The organism is Falsiroseomonas bella (genome assembly GCF_003173615.1).
Classification (GTDB): Bacteria; Pseudomonadota; Alphaproteobacteria; order Acetobacterales; family Acetobacteraceae; genus Falsiroseomonas; species Falsiroseomonas bella.
In genome coordinates, this window is sequence record NZ_QGNA01000004.1 from 485,815 (window position 1) to 507,524 (window position 21,710).

Annotated in this window: 21 protein-coding genes; 14 read left to right on the forward strand and 7 right to left on the reverse strand. The window is 71.3% G+C overall.

Annotation, left to right across the window (positions count from 1 at the left end):
- Nucleotides 1-27: 27 nt before the first annotated feature.
- Together ada and DFH01_RS19240 are read left to right on the forward strand one after the other, a co-directional pair.
- Nucleotides 28-1,128 carry a bifunctional DNA-binding transcriptional regulator/O6-methylguanine-DNA methyltransferase Ada gene (gene ada, locus DFH01_RS19235; protein WP_109872395.1) on the forward strand — a complete coding sequence of 367 codons (1,101 nt, stop codon included), beginning with the start codon at nt 28-30 and terminating at the stop codon, nt 1,126-1,128.
- A gap of 55 nt (nt 1,129-1,183) precedes the next feature.
- Nucleotides 1,184-1,921, forward strand: coding sequence for an Npun_F0296 family exosortase-dependent surface protein (locus tag DFH01_RS19240; protein ID WP_109872090.1), 738 nt, complete (start codon nt 1,184-1,186; stop codon nt 1,919-1,921).
- A gap of 3 nt (nt 1,922-1,924) precedes the next feature.
- Here the strand turns inward: DFH01_RS19240 and DFH01_RS19245 are convergent, their stop codons facing one another.
- Complete coding sequence (locus DFH01_RS19245; protein ID WP_146217095.1) at nt 1,925-2,356, reverse strand: hypothetical protein; 432 nt, start codon at nt 2,354-2,356, stop codon at nt 1,925-1,927.
- A 68-nt stretch (nt 2,357-2,424) separates the two neighbouring features.
- Entirely contained in the window at nt 2,425-3,846 is a 1,422-nt protein-coding gene (pyk, locus tag DFH01_RS19250; RefSeq protein WP_109872396.1) for a pyruvate kinase, read from the reverse strand.
- A gap of 480 nt (nt 3,847-4,326) precedes the next feature.
- On the opposite strand from pyk, the gene DFH01_RS19255 reads away from it, so the two are divergent.
- Nucleotides 4,327-5,481, forward strand: coding sequence for an OmpA family protein (locus tag DFH01_RS19255; protein ID WP_109872092.1), 1,155 nt, complete (start codon nt 4,327-4,329; stop codon nt 5,479-5,481).
- Nucleotides 5,482-5,524: 43 nt separating this feature from the next.
- Here DFH01_RS19255 and DFH01_RS19260 read toward each other — a convergent pair whose 3' ends face one another.
- Together DFH01_RS19260 and DFH01_RS19265 are read right to left on the reverse strand one after the other, a co-directional pair.
- Nucleotides 5,525-6,751, reverse strand: a complete 1,227-nt coding sequence (locus DFH01_RS19260) for a patatin-like phospholipase family protein (protein WP_109872093.1) — start codon at nt 6,749-6,751, stop codon at nt 5,525-5,527.
- 78 nt (nt 6,752-6,829) lie between these two features.
- Nucleotides 6,830-8,125 (reverse strand): glycerate kinase type-2 family protein, encoded by a 1,296-nt coding sequence (locus DFH01_RS19265; RefSeq protein WP_109872094.1) that lies wholly within the window; start codon nt 8,123-8,125, stop codon nt 6,830-6,832.
- Between the two features lie 60 nt (nt 8,126-8,185).
- On the opposite strand from DFH01_RS19265, the gene DFH01_RS19270 reads away from it, so the two are divergent.
- From DFH01_RS19270 to DFH01_RS19295, 6 genes are all read left to right on the forward strand, one after another.
- Nucleotides 8,186-8,497 carry a DUF1244 domain-containing protein gene (locus DFH01_RS19270; protein ID WP_233256186.1) on the forward strand — a complete coding sequence of 104 codons (312 nt, stop codon included), beginning with the start codon at nt 8,186-8,188 and terminating at the stop codon, nt 8,495-8,497.
- A gap of 66 nt (nt 8,498-8,563) precedes the next feature.
- Complete coding sequence (locus tag DFH01_RS19275) at nt 8,564-8,827, forward strand: DUF2312 domain-containing protein (RefSeq protein ID WP_109872095.1); 264 nt, start codon at nt 8,564-8,566, stop codon at nt 8,825-8,827.
- On the forward strand, nt 8,827-9,294 hold the full coding sequence (locus DFH01_RS19280) for a DUF427 domain-containing protein (RefSeq protein ID WP_109872398.1): 468 nt from the start codon (nt 8,827-8,829) through the stop codon (nt 9,292-9,294). The genes DFH01_RS19275 and DFH01_RS19280 overlap by 1 nt, the downstream gene beginning before the upstream one ends.
- 26 nt (nt 9,295-9,320) lie before the next feature.
- Nucleotides 9,321-9,959 carry a flavin reductase family protein gene (locus tag DFH01_RS19285; RefSeq protein ID WP_109872096.1) on the forward strand — a complete coding sequence of 213 codons (639 nt, stop codon included), beginning with the start codon at nt 9,321-9,323 and terminating at the stop codon, nt 9,957-9,959.
- Between the two features lie 20 nt (nt 9,960-9,979).
- Nucleotides 9,980-10,966, forward strand: coding sequence for a 2-hydroxyacid dehydrogenase (locus tag DFH01_RS19290; protein ID WP_109872097.1), 987 nt, complete (start codon nt 9,980-9,982; stop codon nt 10,964-10,966).
- Nucleotides 10,967-11,097: 131 nt separating this feature from the next.
- Nucleotides 11,098-11,613, forward strand: coding sequence for a YbjN domain-containing protein (locus DFH01_RS19295; protein ID WP_158287825.1), 516 nt, complete (start codon nt 11,098-11,100; stop codon nt 11,611-11,613).
- Between the two features lie 15 nt (nt 11,614-11,628).
- On the opposite strand, the gene DFH01_RS19300 is transcribed toward DFH01_RS19295, so the two are convergent.
- A complete protein-coding gene (locus DFH01_RS19300; RefSeq protein ID WP_109872099.1) occupies nt 11,629-13,344 on the reverse strand; it encodes an AMP-dependent synthetase/ligase in 1,716 nt (571 codons plus the stop codon).
- A gap of 129 nt (nt 13,345-13,473) precedes the next feature.
- Here DFH01_RS19300 and DFH01_RS19305 point away from each other — a divergent pair, with 129 nt between their 5' ends.
- Together DFH01_RS19305 and DFH01_RS19310 are read left to right on the forward strand one after the other, a co-directional pair.
- Nucleotides 13,474-15,297, forward strand: coding sequence for a M3 family oligoendopeptidase (locus tag DFH01_RS19305; protein WP_233256209.1), 1,824 nt, complete (start codon nt 13,474-13,476; stop codon nt 15,295-15,297).
- The gene (locus DFH01_RS19310; RefSeq protein ID WP_109872100.1) at nt 15,294-16,661 is read left to right on the forward strand and encodes an ABC1 kinase family protein; all 1,368 of its coding nucleotides are present in this window, start codon (nt 15,294-15,296) and stop codon (nt 16,659-16,661) included. Before DFH01_RS19305 ends, DFH01_RS19310 begins: the two co-directional genes overlap by 4 nt.
- 36 nt (nt 16,662-16,697) lie before the next feature.
- On the opposite strand, the gene DFH01_RS19315 is transcribed toward DFH01_RS19310, so the two are convergent.
- Both DFH01_RS19315 and DFH01_RS19320 read right to left on the reverse strand, forming a co-directional pair.
- Nucleotides 16,698-17,537 (reverse strand): class I SAM-dependent methyltransferase, encoded by an 840-nt coding sequence (locus tag DFH01_RS19315; RefSeq protein ID WP_109872101.1) that lies wholly within the window; start codon nt 17,535-17,537, stop codon nt 16,698-16,700.
- 195 nt (nt 17,538-17,732) lie between these two features.
- Entirely contained in the window at nt 17,733-18,503 is a 771-nt protein-coding gene (locus DFH01_RS19320; RefSeq protein ID WP_158287826.1) for a DUF3891 family protein, read from the reverse strand.
- A 127-nt stretch (nt 18,504-18,630) separates the two neighbouring features.
- On the opposite strand from DFH01_RS19320, the gene DFH01_RS19325 reads away from it, so the two are divergent.
- Genes DFH01_RS19325 through DFH01_RS19335 form a run of 3 tightly spaced genes read left to right on the forward strand, consistent with a single transcriptional unit; the run spans nt 18,631 to nt 21,584 of the window.
- Nucleotides 18,631-19,761: a Re/Si-specific NAD(P)(+) transhydrogenase subunit alpha gene (locus DFH01_RS19325; protein ID WP_109872103.1), complete on the forward strand. Its 1,131-nt coding sequence runs from the start codon at nt 18,631-18,633 to the stop codon at nt 19,759-19,761.
- Between the two features lie 13 nt (nt 19,762-19,774).
- Complete coding sequence (locus DFH01_RS19330) at nt 19,775-20,173, forward strand: NAD(P) transhydrogenase subunit alpha part 2 (protein ID WP_109872104.1); 399 nt, start codon at nt 19,775-19,777, stop codon at nt 20,171-20,173.
- Nucleotides 20,174-20,177: 4 nt separating this feature from the next.
- On the forward strand, nt 20,178-21,584 hold the full coding sequence (locus DFH01_RS19335) for an NAD(P)(+) transhydrogenase (Re/Si-specific) subunit beta (RefSeq protein WP_109872105.1): 1,407 nt from the start codon (nt 20,178-20,180) through the stop codon (nt 21,582-21,584).
- Nucleotides 21,585-21,710 lie beyond the last annotated feature (126 nt).

The window sequence follows — 21,710 nt, forward strand, 5'->3', positions numbered from 1 at the left end:
CTCGTTCCACCATATTGGGTGACCGTGATGCCCGAAGCCCCGATGCCATCCGACACCGACAGCCTGCGCTGGCAGGCCGTGCTGGATCGCGACGCCACGCCGGCCTGCGGCCCCTTTCTCTACGCCGTGACGACGCAGGGCGTGTATTGCCGGCCCGGCTGCCCCTCCCGCGCGCCGCTCCGGCGCAACACCCGCTTCTTCGCCGATATCGCCGCGGCGGAGCAGGCCGGGTTCCGCGCCTGCAAGCGCTGCGACCCGAAGGGCGAGCGCGCGGCGCTGCACGCGGAGGCGGTGCGGGCCGCCTGCGCGATGATCGAGGCGGCCGAGACGATGCCGTCCCTGGCCGCGCTGGCAGACCGCGCGGGCTATGCGCGGCACCACTTCCTGCGGCTGTTCCGCGATGTGACCGGCGTCACGCCGCGTTCCTATGCCGAGGGCGTGCGGGCGCGCCGGCTGCAGGCGGCGCTCTCGGCCGGGGACCGTGTGGCGGAGGCGGTGGCCGGCGCCGGCTTCGGCAGCGAATCGCGGGTCTATGAGGACACCTCGCGCCATCTCGGCATGACACCCGGCGCGGCGCGGCGCGGCGGCGCGGGGGAAGTGATCCGCATCGCCCATGCCGAGAGCGCGATGGGCCCGCTGCTGGTCGGCGCGACGGAGAAGGGCGTCTGCTTCATCGGCTTCGCCGAGCCGCCGGAGGCGCTGGAAGGCGACCTGCGCGCGCGCTTCCCGAAGGCGCATGTCGAAGCGGCGGATGACGCGCTGGCGGAAACCGTGCGGCAGGTCGCAGCCTTCATCGCGGAGCCGGCCGCGGCGCTGCGGCTGCCGCTGGACCTCCGCGGCACCGCCTTCCAGCGGCAGGTCTGGGAGGCTCTGCAGCGCATTCCGCTCGGCGAGACACGGACCTATGCGGGGCTGGCGGCGGAGATCGGCAATCCCGCCGCGGTGCGGGCGGTGGCGCGGGCCTGCGCGCGCAATCCGGTCTCGCTGGCCGTGCCCTGCCATCGCGTCGTGGGCGCGGATGGCGACCTCACCGGATACCGGTGGGGTGTGCCGCGGAAGAAGGCGCTGCTGGAGGGCGAGTCCCGGATGCAACGAAAACGGTTGACGCAGTCTCAAAAAATAGAGTAACTCGCGCTCAACCGGGACAGGAGGTCCCCTCGCTTCTTCTCCGAGGACCCCTCCCATGTCCTTCCGCAGCCTGCTTCGCGCCGGTGCCGCCGTGTTCGTCTTCGCCGCGACCGGTGCCCAGGCCTCCTCGCTCACCTGGACCAGCAGCGTCGGCGGTGCGCCGACCGGCGTCGTGCTGGAGAATTTCGACACGCTGGCCGTCAACGGCGCCAGCGCCAGCCAGCCGCTGACGCCCACCGGCATCAAGGTGCAGTTCGCCGGCACGGCCGGGGTGGTGCAGGGCGGGCTCTCGGGTCGCTACGCGCCGCCGAGCCTTTCGGGCGGCAACGGCGCCGGCTTCGGGGCGGGCGGCGGCGACCAGGCGAATGGTGCCAACACGACCCCCTATCTCACGACGGGCTCCCTGACCGGTGGCGCCGCCTCGGCGATGACGCTGATCATGCCCTTCGAGGTCAAGTATTTCGGCCTGCTCTGGGGGTCCGTGGACGCCTACAACACGCTGAGCTTCTTCGACGGCGACACGCTGGTGGGCCGCATCACCGGCGGCCAGGTGGCGACACTGCCGAATGGCGACCAGGGGCCCGGCGGCACGCGCTACGTGAACGTCACCTCGACGACCGCCTTCGACCGCATCGTCGCGACGAGCAATGGCTGGGCCTTCGAGTTCGACAACGTCGCTTTCAACATCGCCCCGCCGCCGGCGCTCGGGGTGCCGGAGCCCGGGACGCTGGCGTTGCTGGGTGCGGGGCTGGTCGGGCTTGGAATGGCGCGCCGGCGGCGCGCCACCGCTTGAGCCCTACTGCTGGCGCGGCGGCGCTGCGGCGGCCGGGGGTGTGGCGGGCGCCGCCGGTTCGGGTGCGGGGCGCGGCGCATCGCCTGGACGCGGCACCAGGCGCTCCCGGCCGATGCTGGGCGCGCCGATGATGGTCCACTCGCCTTCCATCGAGCCGTCCGCGTTCAGCGTGTAGATGCCCATGCCCGGCCGTTGCGCCATGCCATAGGCGACGCCGATGGTCCGGCCGGAGGCGATGCCCACGCCCTCCACGATCTGGTCGCCGATCCGCCAGAGGATGTTGAAGGAGTTGATGCCGACCGTGCGGATCTGCGCGAGCCCCGTATAGGCGGTGCCATCGAGGTTGGTGCCGCTGACGTCATACAGGCCGTCGCGCTGCGCCAGCGCGGGGCTGGCGGAGAGAAGGGCCGCGAGGGCGAGCAGGGCAGGGCGCATCGGCGGAAACTCCAGGGCGGCCGCAAGGAAGGCGCGGCGGCGGGCGCCGTCAACCCGCGGCGGCGGCGTCACTTCACGATGGCGACCCGCAGCGCATTGGTGGTGCCCGCGGTGCCGAAGGGGACGCCCGCGGTCACCACGACCTCATCGCCATGCTTCGCGAAACCTTCCTGCGCGGCGGCGCGGATGGCCTTGGCGACCATGTCGGTCATCGAGTGCAGCTCGGGCGCCATCACCGGGTGCACGCCCCAGATCACCGCCATGCGTCGTGCCGTCTGCTCGCTGGCGGTCAGGCCGAGGATCGGGCAGTCCGGCCGTTCCCGCGCGACCCGAAGCGTGGTGCTGCCGGTGGAGGTGAAGGTGGCGATCGCCTCGGCCTCGATGGTATGGGCCACCTGGCGGGCCGCGGCGGCGATCGCGTCGGCGGAGTTGCGCTGCGGCTCCGGCCGGTTCGCATCGGTCAGGGAGCGCCAGCCCGGATCCTGCTCCACGCGGGCGACGATGCGGTCCATCATGTTGACCGCCTCATAGGGATACTGCCCGGCCGCTGTCTCGGCGGAGAGCATCACCGCATCCGCGCCGTCGAAGACCGCGGTCGCAACGTCCGACGCCTCGGCGCGGGTGGGGGCGGGGGCGCCGATCATGCTCTCCAGCATCTGGGTCGCGACGACCACGGGCTTGCCGGCGGCGCGCGCGGTGCGGACGATGCGCTTCTGCATCAGCGGCACTTCCTCGGGCGGGCATTCCACGCCGAGGTCGCCGCGCGCCACCATCACGCAATCGGCCAGGCGGACGATCTCGTCGAGATTATCGATCGCCTGCGGCTTCTCCATCTTCACCATGATCCAGGCGCGGCCATCGGCGATGGCCTTCGCCTCCGCCACGTCCTCCGGCCGCTGCACGAAGCTGAGGCCGACATACTCGATCCCCTGCTCGAGCACGAAGTCGAGGTCGGCGCGGTCCTTCTCGGTCAGAGCGGGGATGGGCAGCACCACGTCGGGCACGTTCACGCCCTTGCGGTCCGAGAGCGGGCCGCCTGTGACCACCTCCGTCTCCAAGTGGTCCTCGCGCTGGCGCGTCACGCGCAGGCGCAGCTTGCCGTCGTCGAGCAGCAGCGTGGTGCCGATGCCGGCGGCGAGGATGATCTCGGGGTGCGGCAGCTGCACGCGCCGCACGTCGCCCGGCGTCGGCGAGAGATCGAGGCGGAAGGTCTGGCCGGCCTGCAGTTGCACCCGCCCGCCCTGGAAACGGCCGACGCGAAGCTTCGGGCCCTGCACGTCGGCGAGGATGCCGATCGGCCGCTCCATCCGGCGCTCCAGCGCGCGGATGATGGCGATGCGCTCCGCGTGGTCGGCGTGGGAGCCGTGCGAGAAGTTCAGCCGGAAGACATCCGCGCCGGCGCGGAACAGCCGCTCGATCACCTCGGGCGAGGAGGAGGCGGGGCCGAGGGTCGCGATGATCTTGGTGCGGCGCCGGCGGCGCAGCGGCATGCGCTGGGACAGGCGCAGCGGCGCGAGCTCGCGCTTGGGCGGCTCCGGCGGCTCGGCGCCGAGATCGGGCCGGACGCTCTCCGGCGCGACGCCGAGCGCGCGCGCGACCTCGGCCACGCGGTCGTCGGGCACGCGTTTCCACTGGCTGACCGCGGCGGTGGAGATGCCGAGGGCCGTCGCGATGCGGGTCACGGCGCCGCGCTGGGCGAGGAGGGCTTCGAGATGCGGATCGCGCATGCGGCAAGCTTAGCGTTCTGAAGCCTCCAGCGCCAGCACGGCCTGCGAGCTTACTGTTGCTAAGTCGAGTTGTTGCGGCGCTCGCGGGGGATTGAGCCCGCGTCGCGCGGCTGTGTGTGGCCGCGCGGCCACAGGCAGGGTGTTTTGGCCACGGCGAAGGTGCCGCAGGCGTGCAACCGCGTTGGCGGCCGGGGCGCAACCGTATCGCCGCCGGCCCGCGGCAGGGACCAAGGAGAATTCGAGATGCGATTCAGGACGTCACTGATGGCCACCACGCTGCTGGTGCTGCCCGGGCTGGCCAGCGCGCAGGACCTGCTGCCGCGCTTCGGCGGCCCCGGTTCCGGCTTCTACATCGCGGGCGGCGCGGGGGTGAACTGGCTGGAGGACAGCGACCTGACGAGCCAGGGCGGCCTGCGCACCGCGCTCGGCGCGGCGGGGGTCGGGCAGAGCGGCAATGCCGATTTCGACACCGGCTGGGTGGGCGTGCTGAGCCTCGGCTACGCCTTTGGCAACGGGCTCCGGGCCGAGATCGAGGGCAACTACCGCGAGAACAGCATCAACGGCATCAACGGCTTCGCCGGCATCGCGGCGCCCCGGACGCAGAGCGGCGACGTCACGACCTGGGGCGTGATGGCCAATGTGTTCTACGACTTCGACCTCGGCTGGAACCTCGGCGGCGTCGGCATCGTGCCCTATATCGGCGGCGGCATCGGCTATGCCGTGAACGACTGGGACGGCGTGACGATCAGCTCGCCCGCAACCGGCCGGACGCTGCGGCTGGATGGCGACAACGGCAACTTCGCCTGGCAGGCCATGGTCGGCGCCGCCTTCCCGATCGCCTCCGTGCCCGGCCTCGCCTTCACGGCGGAGGGCCGCTACTTCGCCACGCTCTCCGACGACATCGACGCGACCTTCGTCTCGGCGACGGGCGCGACCACCACGCAGCGCGGCGCGGTGGAGGTGGACAACGGCAATTGGAGCGTGCTGGTCGGCCTGCGCTACACCTTCGGCGCCGCGCCGCCGCCGCCGCCCGTCGCCGCACCCGCCCCGGCCGCGGCGCCGGCGCCGGCCCGGACCTACCTGGTGTTCTTCGACTGGGATCGCGCCAACCTGACCGAGCGCGCACGCCAGATCATCGCCGAGGCGGCGCAGGCCTCGACGCGCGTGCAGACCACGCGGATCGAGGTGGCGGGCCATGCCGACCGGTCCGGCACGCCGCAATACAACCAGCGCCTGTCCGAGCGCCGCGCGCAGGCGGTGGCGGCGGAACTTGAGCGCCAGGGCGTGCCGCGTTCGGCGATGGTCATCCAGGCCTTCGGCGAGAGCCGCCCGCTGGTGCCCACCGCCGACGGCGTGCGCGAGCCGCAGAACCGGCGCGTGGAGATCGTCCTGCGCTGACGATGGAGCCGACCGCCGGGGCTGGTTTCCGCCGCCCCGGCGATCAGCGTGCCGCGCCGGGTTCCGCCGACAGGAAGGGCGGGGCGGACACCCAGGCCGCCTGCCCGGTGCGCCCGCGCGCCAGGCCGTAGGCGTAGAGCGCGCGCATGTAGGATTGCTCGAAGGGCGAGGTCAGCACGCCGTCGAACTCCGGGCCGATGAAGGCCAGTTGGAAGCCGACACGGTCCATCTGCGTCGTGTTGTAGATCCGCAGCACGTCGTTGAGGCCGCTGGTGGCGATCATGGTGGAGATCGCGCGGCCGGCGATGCCCATGGTGCGGCGGTCCACCGAGGTCCATTCGGGATCGAGCCGCGCATTGCGGATGACATAGGCCGTGATGGGCAGCACGGGCTGCCGCCGCGCGATGCGCTGGCGCCGGTCGCGTGTCAGCGCCTGCGGATAGAGGAAGGCCTGCGCCACCGCGCCGCCATCCACATGCATCTCCTGGTGGCGCACGCCATCCAGCGTGACGTCGATCATCACCGGGGAGAAGGCGCCGGGGATCGCGGCGGAGGCGAGAAGGATGCGCCGGATCAGCTCCGCGGCCCCCGGGTGGCCGCTGTCGGCGATGGCGCCGATGTTCCAGATCACCGGCAGCTGCGCATCGAGATTGGTGGTGCCGATCAGCAGCAGCCGGCCTTCGCGGTAGCCGCGGGCGATCTCGGCCAGCATCGTCTCGTTCAGGTAGCGGCCGATGGTACCGAGCAGCGGCGTGTTGTCCGCCAGCGCGTCGTCCCAGATCGCCGATGGCAGCCAGCGCTGCCGCAGGACGTCGGCGGCGGTGATGTTGGTGTAGACCTCGCGCAGCGCGCCGTCATAGGCCGGGCCGAGGAAGGCGAAGGGCGCGGTCAGCGCGCCGGTGCTGACCCCCGTGACGAGGTCGAAGACGGGGCGCGAACCCTGCTCCGACCAGCCCATGAGCAGCCCGGCCCCGAAGGCGCCGTTCTCCCCGCCGCCGGAGACGGCGAGCAGGTTCAGCGGCTGGGTGCGCGCGCCGGGCGCGGCGCCGCGGAATTCCTGGCCATGTGCCAGAACCGCCATGACCTCCCGCTCCAGCGGGCCGACGCCGAGGGTCGGGAAGAAGCGCTCGTTCGGCAGGCCGAGAACGCTCGCCTTCAGTGCCTGGCCGCTGGGCACGGCCGCCATGCGGACCGGCATGGCGCAGCCGGACAGTGCGGCGCCGGCGCCGAGCGCGAGCAGGCGGCGGCGGTGGGTCAGCGGGTTGCCCATCCCAACTCCATGATCAAGCCCATCCGAACTATGCGCCCGATCACGCCGCCGTGCACGTGCACAGCAGGCAGGTCCGGCTCACCCCACCAGCACCGCCCGCACGTCGTTCACGTTGGTCAGGGTCGGGCCGGTCACCAGCAGGTCGCCGAGGGCGCCGAACACACCGTAGCTGTCATGCGCGGCCAGCATCGCCCGGGCATCGAGCCCCGCGGCGCGGGCGCGGGGAAGCGTGTCGGGCGCGCAGACCGCGCCGGCGGCATCCGACTTGCCGTCTATGCCGTCGGTGTCGGCGCAGAGCGCCCAGATGCCGGCATGGCCCTCCAGCGCGAGGGCGAGGCCGAGCAGGCATTCGGTGCTGCGGCCGCCGCGCCCGGATACGCCGGGCGGCAGGGTCACGGTGGTCTCGCCGCCCGAGAGGATGACGCAAGGCGCGGGCAGCGGGTGGCCATGCGCGGCGGCACCGCGGGCGATGCCGGCCAGGACCTTGCCGACCTCCTTCGCCTCGCCTTCCAGGGCATCGCCGAGGATGACGGGGGCGAGACCGAGGGTGCGGGCCTCGGCGGCCATCGCCTCCAGCGCCATCAGTGGCGTCGCGATCATGCGAAGTTCGGCGCGGGCGAGGCGCGGATCGCCGGGCTTCGGCGTCTCCTCCCGCGCGGCGGCGAGATGGGCCACGACGGGTTCGGGCAGCGCCATGCCGTAATGCGCCACCAAGGCGCGCGCCTCTTCGAAGGTGGTGGGGTCGGCGACGGTCGGACCGCTGGCGATTACCGCCGGGTCGTCGCCGGGAACGTCGCTGATCGCGAGCGTCACGACGCGCGCCGGATGCGCCGCCGTCGCGAGCCGGCCGCCGGAGAAGGCCGAGAGGTGCTTGCGGATGCAGTTCATCTCGCCGATCGCCGCGCCGGACCGCAGCAGCTCGCGGTTCACCGCGACCAGGTCGTCCAGCGTCAGGCCGGGGGCGGGCAGGGTGGAGAGCGCCGAGCCGCCGCCGGAGACGAGGAACAGCACCAGGTCGCGCTCGGAAAGGCCCTGGACGGCGGCGAGCATCTCGGCCGCGGCTGCCGCACCCGGCGCATCGGGGACGGGGTGGCTGGCGAAGCGGAGCGCGATGCGGCGATGCGGCGGCGGGGCGGGCAGGTCCGCGCCATGGGTGGTGACGACGACGCCCGAAAGCGGCACGGCCGCCCAGGCGGCCTCCACCGCCGCGGCCATCTTCGCCGCCGCCTTGCCGCAGCCCACCACCACGACGCGGCCATCCCGCGGCGGATCGGGCAGGTGCGGCGCGAGGCAGGTCAGCGGGTCGGCGGCGGCGAGCGCGGCGTCGAACAGCTTGCGCAGGGCGGCGCGGGCGGTGGCATCGGTCCAGGCCATCCCGGCACTATGGCGAAGCCGGCCGCGATGGGCCATCTACCGGCCCAGGAGGACCACCCCATGCCCGTGCCCGAGATGGACAAGCAGACCCAGACCGAATTGGAGGCCGCGGCCTTCCGGCGCCTGGTGGAGCATCTGCGCGAGCGGACCGATGTGCAGAACATCGACCTGATGAACATGGCCGGCTTCTGCCGGAACTGCCTGTCCAAGTGGTACCGCGCTGCGGCGGAGGAGAAGGGCATTCCACTCTCCGACCCCGATGCGCGGGAGATCGTCTATGGCATGCCCTACAAGGAATGGCAGGCGAAATACCAGACGGAAGCCAGCGCCGAGCAGAAGGCGAAGTTCGCCGCCGCGAATCCCGGCCACTGACCCGGGGGCTTGAGCGTGGCTGCCAAGCGTGCGACCACCCGCGCCCTTCGCACAGGGGAGCAGCGGGTGAGCGAGACGGCCGAACAGGACTCCGAAGTCGGCGGCATCGCCGCCGATCGCCTGCGCTCCATCGTTGAGCGGATCGAGCGGCTGGAGGAGGAGCGCAAGGCGCTCGCCGGCGACATCAAGGACATCTATGCCGAGGCGAAGTCGGCCGGCTTCGACGTGAAGGTGATCCGCCAGATCATCTCCATCCGCAAGAAGGAGCCGGCCGAGGTGGAGGAGCAGGAGACGCTGCTCGACCTCTATCGCCGCGCGCTCGGCATGTGATGGCGCGGGAGCGGGTCGCCGAGTATCCGCGCCCGCCGCGGCTGGAGCGCAGCACGCGGCGCGTGCGCGTGGTGCTCGGCGGCGCGACGATCGTGGACAGCACGGCGTGCTGGCGCGTGCTCGAGACCTTCCATCCGCCGACCTGGTACATCCCGCGCGACGCCTTCGTGCCGGGCTCGCTGCGTGACGCGCCGGGGCGGAGCTTCTGCGAGTGGAAGGGCGAGGCGGAGTATCTCGACCTGATCGGCGGCGGCGTGACCGCCCCGCGCGCGGGCTGGTCCTATCCGGCGCCGACGCCGGCCTTCGCGCCGATCGCGGGGCATGTCGCGCTCTATGCCGGCAAGGTGGATGCCTGCTTCGTGGACGAGGAGCGGGTGACGCCGCAGCCCGGCGGCTTCTATGGCGGATGGATCACCGTGGATGTCGAAGGGCCGTTCAAGGGCGTGCCCGGCACCGCGGGCTGGTAGCGGCGCGCACACACAGGAGAGACGCGATGTTCTACGAGGCCGGAGGGCACCGCGCCGCGGGCCTGCCGCATGACCCGCTGAAGGCGATCGTCGCGCCGCGGCCGATCGGCTGGTTGTCCACGCTGGACGCGCAGGGGCGGCCGAACCTCGCGCCCTACAGCTTCTTCAACATGATCCAGACCGCGCCGCCGATCGTGGTCTTCGGCAGCGACGGGCTGAAGCATTCCGCTGCGAATGCGATCGCGACGGGTGAGTTCGTGTTCAACCTGGTCACGCGCGACCTGTTCGACGCGATGAACGCGTCCTCCGAGGCGCTGGAGGCGGGGCACAGCGAATTCGACTTCGCGGGGCTGGAGACGGCGCCCTGCCGGCTGGTGAAGCCGCCGCGCGTCGCGGCGAGCCCGGCCTCGCTGGAATGCCGCGTGCTGCAGCATGGCGCGCTGCGCGACCTGGAGGGGCGCGAGACGGGCGGCGTCTTCGTGATCGGCCAGGTGGTCGGCATCCACATCGCCGATTCCGCGCTGAAGGACGGGCGCTTCGACATGGTGGCGGCCGGCACCGTCGCGCGCTGCGGCTATCGCGACTACACGCAGGTCACGGCGCTGTTCTCCGCGTTGCGCCCCACGGATCGCGGCCAATATGTGGCGGGGCAGCGCGACCTGTAGCAGCGGGAAGGGCATGGTGCATGCGGATCGCCGTCTTCTCCACCAAGCCCTATGACTGCCGCTTCCTGGAGGCAGCGAATTCCGGGGGGCACGCATTCGTCTGGATCGAGGCACGGCTGGGGGAAGCGACGGCGCGGCTCGCCGAGGGCTGCGAGGCCGCCTGCCTCTTCGTGAACGACCGCGCCGATGCGGCGGCGCTGGAGGCGCTGGCGCGCGGCGGTGTGCGGCTGCTGGCGCTGCGCTCGGCGGGATTCAACCATGTGGACCTTGCGGCGGCGAAGCGGCTCGGCATCGCGGTGGGGCGCGTGCCGGCCTATTCGCCGGAGGCGGTGGCGGAGCACACAGCGGCGCTGATCCTGACGCTGAACCGCAAGACGCACCGCGCCTGGAACCGCGTGCGCGAGGGCAATTTCGCGCTCGACGGGCTGCTGGGCTTCGACCTGCGCGGCAGGACGGTGGGCATTGTCGGGACGGGGCAGATCGGCGCGGCCTTCGCGCGGATCATGGCGGGCTTCGGCTGCCGGCTGCTGGGCCATGACCCGCAGGAGAATCCGGATTGCCTGGCGGTGGGCATGCGCTACGTGCCGCTCGATGAGTTGCTGCGCGAGGCCGACATCGTCAGCCTGCATTGCCCGCTGGTGCCGGCGACGCGCCACCTGATCAACGCCCGGAGCCTCGCGCTGATGAAGCCGGGTGCCATGCTGGTGAACACCAGCCGCGGCGCGATCCTGGATACCGGCGCGGTGATCGGCGCCCTGAAATCGGGGCGCCTCGGCCATCTCGCCCTCGATGTCTACGAGGAAGAGGAAAAGCTCTTCTTCGAGGATCTTTCGGGCACGGTGATCGAGGACGACGTCTTCGCGCGGCTGCTGACCTTCCCGAACGTGCTGATCACCGGCCATCAGGCCTTCTTCACCGAGGAGGCGATGCGCGCCATCGCCGAGACGACGATGGCCAATGTCGCGGCCTTCGCGGCGACGGGCACGCCGCGGCATCCGGTGGGCTGAGCGCCTCACACGAGGCTTGGCGCAGGATGTCCGGCGCTTGAGAAGCCCTGGACCGATGCGCGATGATCGCCAACTCTGCGGGAAAGGCTCGACGCGGCGCGGACGGCGCCGGCCGGAAGGGAGAAAGCGACATGGCGATGGGGCTCGTCTGCCGGGCCGCGGTGAAGCGTGCGCGGCTGGTCGCGGCGGTTGCTCTTGCGGCGGCCCTGTGCATGGCCGAGGCACGGGCGCAGACCGCGATGCTGCTCGACGCCTCCGATCCCGAGCGCATAGCGCAGCTGATGCAGTCGCGCGGCTTCCAGGCCGAGGTTGCGCGTGACGGTCGCGGCGATCCGCTGATCCGCTCGGCCGCCGAGGGCATCGGCTTCGTGATCCAGTTCTTCGGCTGCCGCGAGAACGCGAATTGCCGGTCCATCCAGTACGCCGTGTCGTTCCGCATGGGGAAGCCGCCGACGCTGGAGGCGATCAACCAGTTCAACCAGACGCGGACGCTGGGGGAGGCATCGCTGACCGAAGCCGGCCTGCCGCGGCTGACCTATTTCATGACGCTGGAAGGCGGCGTGAGCGAGGCGAACTTCCTCTACGCCTTCCAGCTCTGGCGCAGCGTGCTCCGCGCCTTCGTCGAGCATATCGGCTTCCGCGCATGATCGCTGCGCGGGCGCTCAGCCGCGCCCGTGCAGCGCATCCACCTCCGCCGCATGCGTGTCCAGCACCACGCGCCGCTTCACCTTCATGGTCGGCGTCAGCATGCCGTTCTCCACGGTGAAGGCCGGCACGGTCGTGGTCCTGCGGATGCGCTCGATGGAGGACAGCTTCGCGTTCACCCGCGCCACCGCCTCGGCGACCCTCTCGGCCATGCCGTCGGCGGGGACGACCAGGGCGACGATCGCCGGCTGGCCTTCGCCGGCGACGACGGCCTGGGCGATCTCGGGCTCGGCCATCAGCAGGCCCTCGAGCTTGGCGGGGCTGACCATGTCGCCGCCGAGCGTCTTGATGAAGTCGCGCTTGCGGTCGGTGATGCGGATGCGCCCGTCCACCATCTCGGCCACGTCGCCGGTGTGCAGCCACCCGTCCTGGATCGCCTTGGCGGTCGCCTCGGGCTGATTCCAGTAGCCGTCCATCACGAGGTCGCCGCGCACGCAGAGCTCGCCGTCCTCCGCGATGCGCGCCTCCACGCCGGGCAGCGGCGGCCCGACCGTGCTGCGGACATTGTCCCAGGGAAGGTTCACGCTGATGACGGGGCCGGCCTCGGTCTGGCCGTAGCCCTGGATCACCGGCAGGCCGAGCGCGAGGAAGAAGCCCGAGAGGTCGGGATCGAGCCTGGCCCCGCCCGAGACAAGCGCCAGCATCCGCCCGCCGAAGCGCTGTCGGACCTTCTCGCGCACCAGCTTCTCCAGCAGCGCATCCTGCAGCCGGTCGAACAGGCCGAGCGGCGGGCCGTCCATCTTGCGCAGGCCGAGTGCCACGGCGCGGTGGAAGAGCTTCTCCTTGAAGCCGCCCTCCTTCTCGACGCCGGCGAGGATGCGGGCGCGCAGCACCTCGAACAGGCGGGGCACGGCGGTGACGATGGCGGGACGGATCTCCTGGAACTCATGCGCCAGGCGGTCGGCGCCGCGGGAATAGACGACCTCGACGCCGAGGGAGGGCAGCAGGAAGCCGCCCACGGTGTGCTCGTAGCTGTGCGAGAGCGGCAGGAAGGAGAGGTAGCACTCGCCTTCCAGCTGCAGGCGGTCGGCGAGCCGCGCGACGCCGTCGCGGTTGGACAGCATGGCCCGGTGGGGCAGCATCACCCCCTTGGGCGCGCCGCCGGTGCCGGAGGTGTAGATGAGGCAGGCGAGGCGGCCGGCCGGGATCTGCTCGACCTCTGCGCGCAGCATGGCCAGGTCGCCCCGGGCCGCTTCCAGCTCGGCCCAGGCAACCGGGGCGGGGCCGGCGGGGAGCCTCGCCTCCTCCATCGTGACGAGAAGGTCCAGCCCGCCCGTCGTCGCGGCGGCCTCCGCCACCCGCCGGGCCAGCGCCGCGGCGGAGACGATCGCCGCTTTTGCACCGGAATCGCGCAGGATATGGGCGTGGTCGGCCGCCGTGTTGGTGGTGTAGGTCGGCACCGTGACCGCGCCGATGGCCATGATGGCGGTGTCGGCGATCACGAATTCCGGCCGGTTCTCGCTGACCAGCAGCACCCGGTCGCCCGGCGCGACACCGCGGGCGCGCAGCCCGGCGGCCACGGCCGCGACCCGGTGGGCGAATTCCGCCCAGCTCACCCGGTGCCAGGCCTTGTCCTTCCAGTGGCGCAGCATCGGCTGGTCCTGCCGGCGCGCGGCGAGTTCCAGCATCATCTGCGGCAGGCTGTTCCATTGGATCCGCTTGCCCGGCTCCATCCCCCGACGAGTCCCCCAATCATCCCGTGAACCGGCCCGACGGCTTTTCCCGCCGGGCCGGCGGTCTATATCCAGGGTGAGAAGCCTCCGGACACAAGAGACGCCGTGACGATTCCCGAAGATTCCCGCCTGTTCCCCGCCCGCGACACGGCCCGGCCGGGCGGTGCCGCGACGGCCGAGGCGCTGCCCTCCTGGGACCTGTCCGACCTCTATGGCGGGCCGGATGACCCGCGGCTCGCCGCCGATCTCGACGCCGCGGAAGCCGAGGCCAAGGCATTCCAGGCCGCGCATTCCGGCAAGGTGGCCACGCTGCCCGGCGATGCCCTGGCGGACGCCATCGCCACGTACGAAAAAATCGAGGAGCGGCTGGGGCGGGCGATGTCCTACGCCCAGCTCGTCTTCTCGGCCGATGCGCAGGACGCGGCGAATGGCCGCTTCTACCAGACCATGCAGGAGCGGGTGACGACGATCTCCTCGCACCTGCTGTTCCTGACCCTGGAGCTGAACCGGGTGGAGGAGGCGGCGCTGGAAGCGAAGCTCGGCGCCTCCGCCGCGCTGCGCCACTGGCGGCCCTGGCTGCGCGACCTGCGGGTCTTCCGCCCGCACCAGCTCTCCGACGAGCTCGAGAAGCTGCTGCACGAGAAGGAGGTGACGGGCCGCTCCGCCTGGAACCGGCTGTTCGACGAGACGATCGCGGGCATGCGGGTGAAGGTGGCGGGCGAGGACCTGACGGTCTCCTCCGCGCTGAACAAGCTGTCGGACCGCGACCGGGAGGTGCGGGCCGCGGCGGCGAAGGGTGTCTCGGAAGCCTTCGCCGAGAAGGTGCGGCTGTTCAGCCTGGTCACCAACGTCCTGGCGAAGGACAAGGAGATCATCGACGGCTGGCGCCACTACCCCCGCCCGACCAGCGCGCGCAACCGCGCGAACATGGTCGAGGACGAGGTGGTGGACGCGCTGGTGACGGCAGTGCGGGAGAGCTACCCGCGGCTGTCGCACCGCTACTACGCGATGAAGGCGAAGTGGCTGGGCCTCGAGAAGCTGAAGCACTGGGACCGCAACGCGCCGCTGCCCGACCAGGACGATGCGACCATCGCCTGGCCGGAGGCGACGCGGCGCGTGCTGGACAGCTACAGCGCCTTCAGCCCGGAGCTCGGCGCGCTCGGCAGGCGCTTCTTCGACAAGCCCTGGGTGGATGCGGCGCTGCGCCCGGGCAAGGCCTCGGGCGCCTTCGCGCATCCGACGGTGCCCTCCGTGCATCCCTATCTGCTGGTGAACTACCACGGCAAGACGCGCGACGTGATGACGCTGGCGCATGAGCTGGGGCATGGCGTGCACCAGATCCTCGCGGGGCAGCAGGGCTACCTGCTCTCATCCACGCCGCTGACGCTTGCGGAAACGGCGAGCGTCTTCGGCGAGATGCTGACCTTCCGCAACCTGCTGGACGCCGAGAAGGACCCGAAGCGCCGCCGCGCGCTGCTGGCCTCCAAGGTGGAGGACATGCTGAACACGGTGGTCCGCCAGATCGCCTTCTATCGCTTCGAGACGCTGCTGCATGACGAGCGCAAGAAGGGCGAGATCGCGCATGAGCGCATCGGCGAGTTGTGGATGCAGGTGCAGACCGAGAGCCTCGGCCCGGCCTTCGACTTCACGCCGGACTACAACGTCTACTGGGCCTACATCCCGCACTTCGTGCACACGCCCTTCTACGTGTATGCCTATGCGTTCGGGGATTGCCTGGTGAACGCGCTGTATGGCGTGTTCCGCGAGGGGCATCCCGGCTTCCAGCAGAAGTATCTCGACATGCTGCGCGCGGGCGGCACGAAGCGGCACAAGGAGCTGCTTGCGCCCTTCGGCCTTGATGCGTCGGATCCGGCCTTCTGGCGCAAGGGTCTCGACGTGATCAGCGGCTTCATCGACGAGTTGGAGGGCGCGGCGCCAGGCGCCAAGGCATGAGCGAGCGCAAGGAGTCCACCCTGTTCGGCGAGGTGCGGCGCATGGTCCGCACCTCCGGCGCCGTCACGGGCGTCGCGGCGCGCGTCGCGGGCGAGCGCTTCCTCGGCATCAAGTCCGACAAGAACGCGCATGCCGAGGCGCTGAAGCAGGTGCTCGGCGGGCTGAAGGGCCCGCTGATGAAGGTGGCGCAGTTCCTGGCCACGGTACCGGAAGCGCTGCCCGAGGAATACGCGCAGGAACTCGCGACCCTGCAATCCAACGCGCCGCCGATGGGCTGGAATTTTGTTCGTCGGCGCATGCAGACCGAGCTCGGGCCGGCGTGGCAATCGAAGTTCAAGACCTTCGGCCAGGAAGCCGCGGCCGCCGCCTCGCTCGGGCAGGTGCATCGCGCCACGCTGCCCGATGGTCGCGACGTCGCCTGCAAGCTGCAATACCCGGACATGCCGAGCGTGGTGGAAGCCGATCTCCGCCAACTCAAGATCGCGCTTTCGCTCTATCGCCGCATGGACAGCACGCTCGACAACGAGGAAGCCTACACCGAGCTCGCGACGCGCCTGCGCGAGGAACTCGACTACACGCGCGAGGCCGCGCATATGCGCCTCTACGGCCTGATGCTGCACAACATCCCCGGCGTCGCCGTGCCGGAGGCGGTGCCGGAGTACACCACGAAGCGCCTGCTCACGATGACCTGGCTGCAGGGCCGCCCGATCCTGCGCCGGCTGGAGGAGGACCCGCCGGCCGAGGAGCGCGTGGCCTATGCCAAGGCGCTGTTCCGCGCCTGGTACGTGCCCTTCTACCGCTACGGCGTGATCCATGGCGATCCGCATCTCGGCAACTACCAGGTGCGCGAGGATTCCGACCCCGACGTGCGCTTCGGCGTCAACCTGTTCGACTTCGGCGTCATCCGCGTCTTCCCGCCGAGCTTCGTCACCGGCGTGATCATGCTGTACGAGGCGGTGCGCGACGACGACATCGAGAAGGCCGCGGAGGCCTATCGGATCTGGGGCTTCAAGAACCTCAGCAAGGAGACGATGGAGGTCCTGAACGTCTGGGCACGCTTCCTCTACGAGCCGCTGGTGAAGGACGAGGTGCGCACCATCACCCCGCTCGACGACCCGCAATACGGGCGGCGCATCGCGATGCAGGTGCATGAGGGGCTGAAGCGCACCGGCGGCGTGAAGATCCCGCGCGAATTCCCGCTGATGGACCGTGCCGCGATCGGCCTCGGCAGCGTGTTCTACCGCCTGCGCGCCGAGGCCAACTGGCACCGGATGTTCATGGAGCTGGTGCACGATTTTCGGGAAGCCGACATCGCCGCGCGGCAGAAGGCGGCGCTTCAGGCGGCGGGGGTGCCCGAGAGCTGACCCGAGCCCGGCCGCGATGCGGTCCGCCGGCGCCGGTCAGCCCGTCTTGACGAACATCGCCGCGACGTCGGTGCGCTCCCCCGCGAGGTAGCGCGCGTGGCGGCGGCTGCCCGGCAGCGTTGCCCATTCCGCCGCATAGCTCCGCAGCGGCCCGGGCAGCCTGCCGATGATCGCCGCATGGCGCGGCGCCGCCTGCTCCAGGGCGGCCAGGCAGCGCGGCGTGATGTCGGTGAAGCGTCGCAGCGCGAGTCCCGTGGCGCGGCCTTCCAGTTCGAGCCGCTCGCGTGTCCAGGACGGTGCCGTCCAACTCGTGCCCATGGTCATCGAGACGACGCCGCCCGGCGCCGTCACGCGCGCCGCCTCGGCGAGGAAGGCGCTCCAGCCGACATAGGTGGCGAGCCCGACCGCGAGGACCAAGTCGAATTGCGCGTCGGGAAAGGGAAGCCGCCCGGCATCGGCCCGGCGCAGATCGGCCGAGAAGCCGGCCCGGTTGAGCAGCCGGCGTGCCTGGCGGAGTCCCTGCCGGCTCTGGTCCACGCCCGCCAGCGCGGCGCCCGGCAGCGCCGTCGCGGTGACGAGCAAGCCGCCGCCGAGCCCGCAGCCGATATCGAGCACGCGCCGCGGCGCGGGCGCGGAGGCCCCGGGATGCACGCGCAGAACGAAGTCGTAGAGCGCGACCTGCGGGCCCGACGCCGCCAGTGCCGGCACCTCCGGACCACCCGGCTCCGGCGGGTGGTAGCCGCCGCTGAAGAAGTGAAGTCGCGCGATGGCGGGGACGCTGTAGATCGCCTCGTAGAGAAGCCGGTCGAGCAGCGTTCGCCCGCGCGGGCCGAGCCTGCGCCTCGCTGCGCCGAGGGCATCGCCGAGCCGGGACATGCGCGCCTCAGCCCCGCGCCGGCCCGCGGCGCGGCGCGCGCACGGCCTGCCGCCGGAGCGAGGTCCGGCCTGCGCGATACGGCTGGTTCCGCAAGATGACTGCGACTCCCCCGCCGCTCGCGCGGACGCTATCGCAGCGGTTGAGCGAAGGGAAGGTGCGCCCCGGTGCGGCGACAAGGCGCCCGGGTCGGGTCGTCAGCCCGGCACGAGGCGCGCCGTGACCCGTTCCACCGGGGCGGCGGCGTAGTCGCGCCGCATTGCCGCCTCGTCGGTCCAGCGCGTGCCGGGCGCGAAGCGCCGGGCCGTCCAGGACAGCGGCACCTCCGCCGCCGCGAAGGGCCAGGGGGAGACGGTCATCACGCCATCGCCCTCCTCCAGCTTCAGCGGGGCCTCGCCGCCGCCGGCCAGCGGCGCCATGCCGGACCAGCCGAGCGTGGCGATGCCGCCGCAGGCCGCGAGGCTCAGCGTATCCGTCACTGCCACCAGGGCGGCGGCGAGTTCCAGCTCGGCTTCGGTCGCGCCGAGCCGGGCTAGCAGCTCCGCGCGCAGCGCCCCCTGCTGGCGCTGGTAGGTGTCGGCGGCCGCGGCATCCTCCGGGCTGACCCTGTGGCGATCGCTGTAGGCCGCGTAGATTCGCGTGCCGTGGCGGCTGACCAGCAGGCCGACCCAGGGGCCCCAGCTTGCGACGGCGCGCTGGACGCCGGCGGCCCACATCGGCGCATGGGTGCGCGCGCCGACCTGGCGGAAGGCATGCGGACGGCCCGTCGCGGCGTCGAGACTCGGGGAAGCTTCCCAATCCATCCAGGCGACGTCGTGCTGGGCGCAGGCCGTCGCGATCTCCTCGAAGGGCTCGGGCCGGGCGAAGCCGGGCGCGCCCCAGGCGCGCGCCATCTGGCCGGAAACCAGGGCGTGCATGGGCTGGCTGATCGCCAGGAAGGATCCGTCGGGCAGGTCCCTGAACAGCATCGCCAGCCTCCTTCGCGCGGCAAGAACATGGCGTCCCGTCTGGTCCTCCGCCATCCCTTGCCTTGCCAGACCGGCCCCCAGGCGTCATATCGCGCCGGCTTCAGCCTCAACCGGGGGGTCAATTGGAATGCGGGTAGCGGTCCTGCGCGAACGGCGCGCGGCGGAAACGCGGGTGGCCGCGACACCGGAGACGGTGAAGAAACTGATCGGCCTGGGCAACACCGTCGCGGTGGAGACCGGGGCCGGCATGGCCTCCGGCATTCCGGATTCGGCCTATGCCGAGGCCGGCGCAGAGATCGCGGCGGATCCGGGCGCGGCGCTGGCCGGGGCGGGCATCGTGCTCGCGGTGCGCGCGCCGGAGGCCGCGGAACTGGCGAAGATCCCGCGCGGCGCGCTGCTGATCGGCACGCTGCAGGCCGATGCGGCCGCGGCGAAGGCCTATGCCGAGGCCGGGATCGACGCCTGCGCGATGGAGTTGCTGCCGCGCATCACGCGCGCGCAGTCCATGGACGTGCTCTCCTCCCAGGCGAATCTCGCGGGCTATCGCGCCGTGATCGAGGCGGCGGAGACCTTCGACCGCGGCTTCCCGATGCTGATGACCGCCGCCGGCACCATCCCCGCCGCCAATGTCTTCATCATGGGCGCGGGCGTGGCGGGCCTGCAGGCCATCGCGACGGCGCGCCGCCTCGGCGGCCGTGTGAGCGCGACGGATGTGCGCCCCGCGGCGAAGGAGGAGATCAAGTCCCTCGGCGCCAGCTTCGTCGGCTACGAGGACGAGGAGAGCAAGGCGGCCCAGACCGCGGGCGGCTACGCGAAGCAGCTCTCCGCCGAGTTCTACGCCAAGCAGGCCGAGGTGGTGGCCGGCCACATCGCCAAGCAGGACATCGTGGTGACCACCGCGCTGGTGCAGGGCCGCAAGGCGCCGACGCTGGTGACCGAGGCGATGGTCCATTCCATGAAGCCCGGCAGCGTGATCGTGGACATCGCCTCCGACGCCGGCGGCAATGTCGCGCTGACCAAGCCGGGCGAGGCCGTCACCACGGCCAACGGCGTGAAGATCCTCGGCTGGTCGAACTGGCCCGGCCGCATCGCCGGCGCCTCCTCCGCGCTCTATGCGCGCAACCTGCTCACCTTCCTGACCACCTTCTGGGACAAGGAAGGCAAGAAGCCCGCGTTGAAGGAAGACGATGAGATCGTGAAGGGCGTCGCGCTGACCCGCGCGGGCGCCGTGGTCCACCCCTCGCTGGCTTCCGCCTGAGGAGCATACCGGGATGAGCACTCCCCAGCAGATCGCCAATGAGGCGGCTTCCATCGCCGACCGCGCCGCGATGCTCGCCGAGCAGGCGCGGCAGATGGCCGAGGTCGTCGCGCCGGTCGCCGCCGCGGCCGAGCCCTTCCTCTACCTGCTGACCATCTTCCTGATGGCCTGCTTCGTCGGATACTACGTCGTGTGGTCGGTGACCCCGGCGCTGCACTCGCCGCTGATGGGCGTCACCAACGCCATCTCCTCCGTCATCGTGGTGGGCGCCATACTGGCCACGGGCCTGTCCGACAGCGTCGCCGCTAAGGTCTTCGGCTTCCTCGCCGTGACGCTGGCGGCCGTGAACATCTTCGGCGGCTTCATGGTGACGCGGCGCATGCTCGCGATGTTCAAGAAGAAGGGGGGCTGAGGCGATGGCGACCACGCTCTCGACGCTCGCCTACCTGGTCGCGTCGGTTCTCTTCATCCTGGCCCTGCGCGGCCTGAGCCACCCCGAGACCAGCCGGCAGGGCAACCTGTTCGGCATGATCGGCATGGCGATCGCCATCGTGGCGACGCTGCTCAAGCCCGGCATGGGCTTCGGCGGCATCGCGCTGGTCATCGTCGGGCTCGCCATCGGCGGCACCATCGGCACGATCGTGGCCCAGCGCATCCAGATGACGGCGCTGCCGCAGCTGGTCGCGGCCTTCCACAGCCTGGTCGGCATGGCCGCCGTGTTCGTCGCGGCCGCGGCGCTCTACAGCCCGCAGAGCTTCGGCATCGGCGTGCCCGGCAACATCAAGGGCGCGTCCCTGCTCGAGATGTCGCTCGGCCTCGCGATCGGCGCGATCACCTTCTCGGGCTCCGTGATCGCCTTCCTGAAGCTGGCGGGGCGCATGTCCGGCGCGCCGATCATCTTCAAGGGCCAGCACATGCTGAACGCCGGCCTCGGCGCTCTGCTGCTGGTGCTGATCATCGCCTTCGTCGCCACGGGCTCTCCGTTCCTGTTCTGGCTGATCGCGATCCTGGCCTTCGCGCTGGGCTTCCTGCTGATCATCCCGATCGGCGGCGCGGACATGCCGGTGGTCGTGTCCATGCTGAACAGCTACTCGGGCTGGGCGGCGGCGGGCATCGGCTTCACCATCGGCAACCTGCTGCTGATCGTGACGGGCGCGCTGGTGGGCGCCTCGGGCGCCATCCTCTCCTACATCATGTGCAAGGGGATGAACCGCTCGATCATCAACGTGCTGCTGGGCGGCTTCGGCAGCGACGGCGGTGCGGCCGCGGCCGGTCCGGGCGCGGCCGACCGGGCGCCGGTGAAGGCCGGCTCCCCGGAGGACGCCGCCTACATCATGAAGAACGCCCAGAAGATCATCGTGGTGCCGGGCTACGGCATGGCGGTGGCGCAGGCGCAGCAGGTGGTGCGGGAGATGGCGGACCTTCTGAAGAAGGAAGGTGCGGAGATCTCCTACGCCATCCATCCCGTCGCGGGCCGCATGCCCGGCCACATGAACGTGCTGCTGGCCGAGGCGAACGTGCCCTATGACGAGGTGCACGAGCTCGAGGAGATCAACGCCGAGTTCGCCGATGCCGACGTGGCCTATGTGATCGGCGCGAACGACGTGACCAACCCGGCGGCGAAGACCGACAAGTCCTCGGCGATCTACGGCATGCCGATCCTGGACGTGGAGCGCGCGAAGACGGTGTTCTTCGTGAAGCGCGGCATGGCCAGCGGCTATGCCGGCGTGGAGAACGAGCTGTTCTTCCGCCCGAACACGATGATGCTGTTCGGCGACGCCAAGAAGGTGACGCAAGAGATCGTGCAGGCGCTGCAGAAGTAGCAGCGCCCGCCTTCTGTGTTTGCCGGCTCCGCCGGCGGGGCGCTGCAGAAGTAGCAGCGCCTGCCTCCTGTGGTTGCCGGCTCCGCCGGCGGGGCGCTGCAGAAGTAGCAGCGCCTGCCCCCTGTG

What these genes read in the sequence shown, in the direction of transcription:
- DFH01_RS19270 (WP_233256186.1), top strand. Translation starts at nt 8,186, where the DNA reads ATGCCCGTGCCCGAGATGGACAAGCAGACCCAGACCGAATTGGAGGCC.
- DFH01_RS19310 (WP_109872100.1), top strand. Translation starts at nt 15,294, where the DNA reads ATGAGCGAGCGCAAGGAGTCCACCCTGTTCGGCGAGGTGCGGCGCATG.
- DFH01_RS19255 (WP_109872092.1), top strand. Translation starts at nt 4,327, where the DNA reads ATGCGATTCAGGACGTCACTGATGGCCACCACGCTGCTGGTGCTGCCC.
- DFH01_RS19290 (WP_109872097.1), top strand. Translation starts at nt 9,980, where the DNA reads ATGCGGATCGCCGTCTTCTCCACCAAGCCCTATGACTGCCGCTTCCTG.
- DFH01_RS19335 (WP_109872105.1), top strand. Translation starts at nt 20,178, where the DNA reads ATGGCGACCACGCTCTCGACGCTCGCCTACCTGGTCGCGTCGGTTCTC.
- DFH01_RS19240 (WP_109872090.1), top strand. Translation starts at nt 1,184, where the DNA reads ATGTCCTTCCGCAGCCTGCTTCGCGCCGGTGCCGCCGTGTTCGTCTTC.
- DFH01_RS19285 (WP_109872096.1), top strand. Translation starts at nt 9,321, where the DNA reads ATGTTCTACGAGGCCGGAGGGCACCGCGCCGCGGGCCTGCCGCATGAC.
- pyk (WP_109872396.1), bottom strand. Translation starts at nt 3,846, where the DNA reads ATGCCGCTGCGCCGCCGGCGCCGCACCAAGATCATCGCGACCCTCGGC.
- DFH01_RS19315 (WP_109872101.1), bottom strand. Translation starts at nt 17,537, where the DNA reads ATGTCCCGGCTCGGCGATGCCCTCGGCGCAGCGAGGCGCAGGCTCGGC.
- DFH01_RS19320 (WP_158287826.1), bottom strand. Translation starts at nt 18,503, where the DNA reads ATGCTGTTCAGGGACCTGCCCGACGGATCCTTCCTGGCGATCAGCCAG.
- DFH01_RS19325 (WP_109872103.1), top strand. Translation starts at nt 18,631, where the DNA reads ATGCGGGTAGCGGTCCTGCGCGAACGGCGCGCGGCGGAAACGCGGGTG.
- DFH01_RS19245 (WP_146217095.1), bottom strand. Translation starts at nt 2,356, where the DNA reads ATGCGCCCTGCCCTGCTCGCCCTCGCGGCCCTTCTCTCCGCCAGCCCC.
- DFH01_RS19330 (WP_109872104.1), top strand. Translation starts at nt 19,775, where the DNA reads ATGAGCACTCCCCAGCAGATCGCCAATGAGGCGGCTTCCATCGCCGAC.
- DFH01_RS19265 (WP_109872094.1), bottom strand. Translation starts at nt 8,125, where the DNA reads ATGGCCTGGACCGATGCCACCGCCCGCGCCGCCCTGCGCAAGCTGTTC.
- ada (WP_109872395.1), top strand. Translation starts at nt 28, where the DNA reads ATGCCCGAAGCCCCGATGCCATCCGACACCGACAGCCTGCGCTGGCAG.
- DFH01_RS19295 (WP_158287825.1), top strand. Translation starts at nt 11,098, where the DNA reads ATGGCGATGGGGCTCGTCTGCCGGGCCGCGGTGAAGCGTGCGCGGCTG.
- DFH01_RS19300 (WP_109872099.1), bottom strand. Translation starts at nt 13,344, where the DNA reads ATGGAGCCGGGCAAGCGGATCCAATGGAACAGCCTGCCGCAGATGATG.
- DFH01_RS19280 (WP_109872398.1), top strand. Translation starts at nt 8,827, where the DNA reads ATGGCGCGGGAGCGGGTCGCCGAGTATCCGCGCCCGCCGCGGCTGGAG.
- DFH01_RS19260 (WP_109872093.1), bottom strand. Translation starts at nt 6,751, where the DNA reads ATGGGCAACCCGCTGACCCACCGCCGCCGCCTGCTCGCGCTCGGCGCC.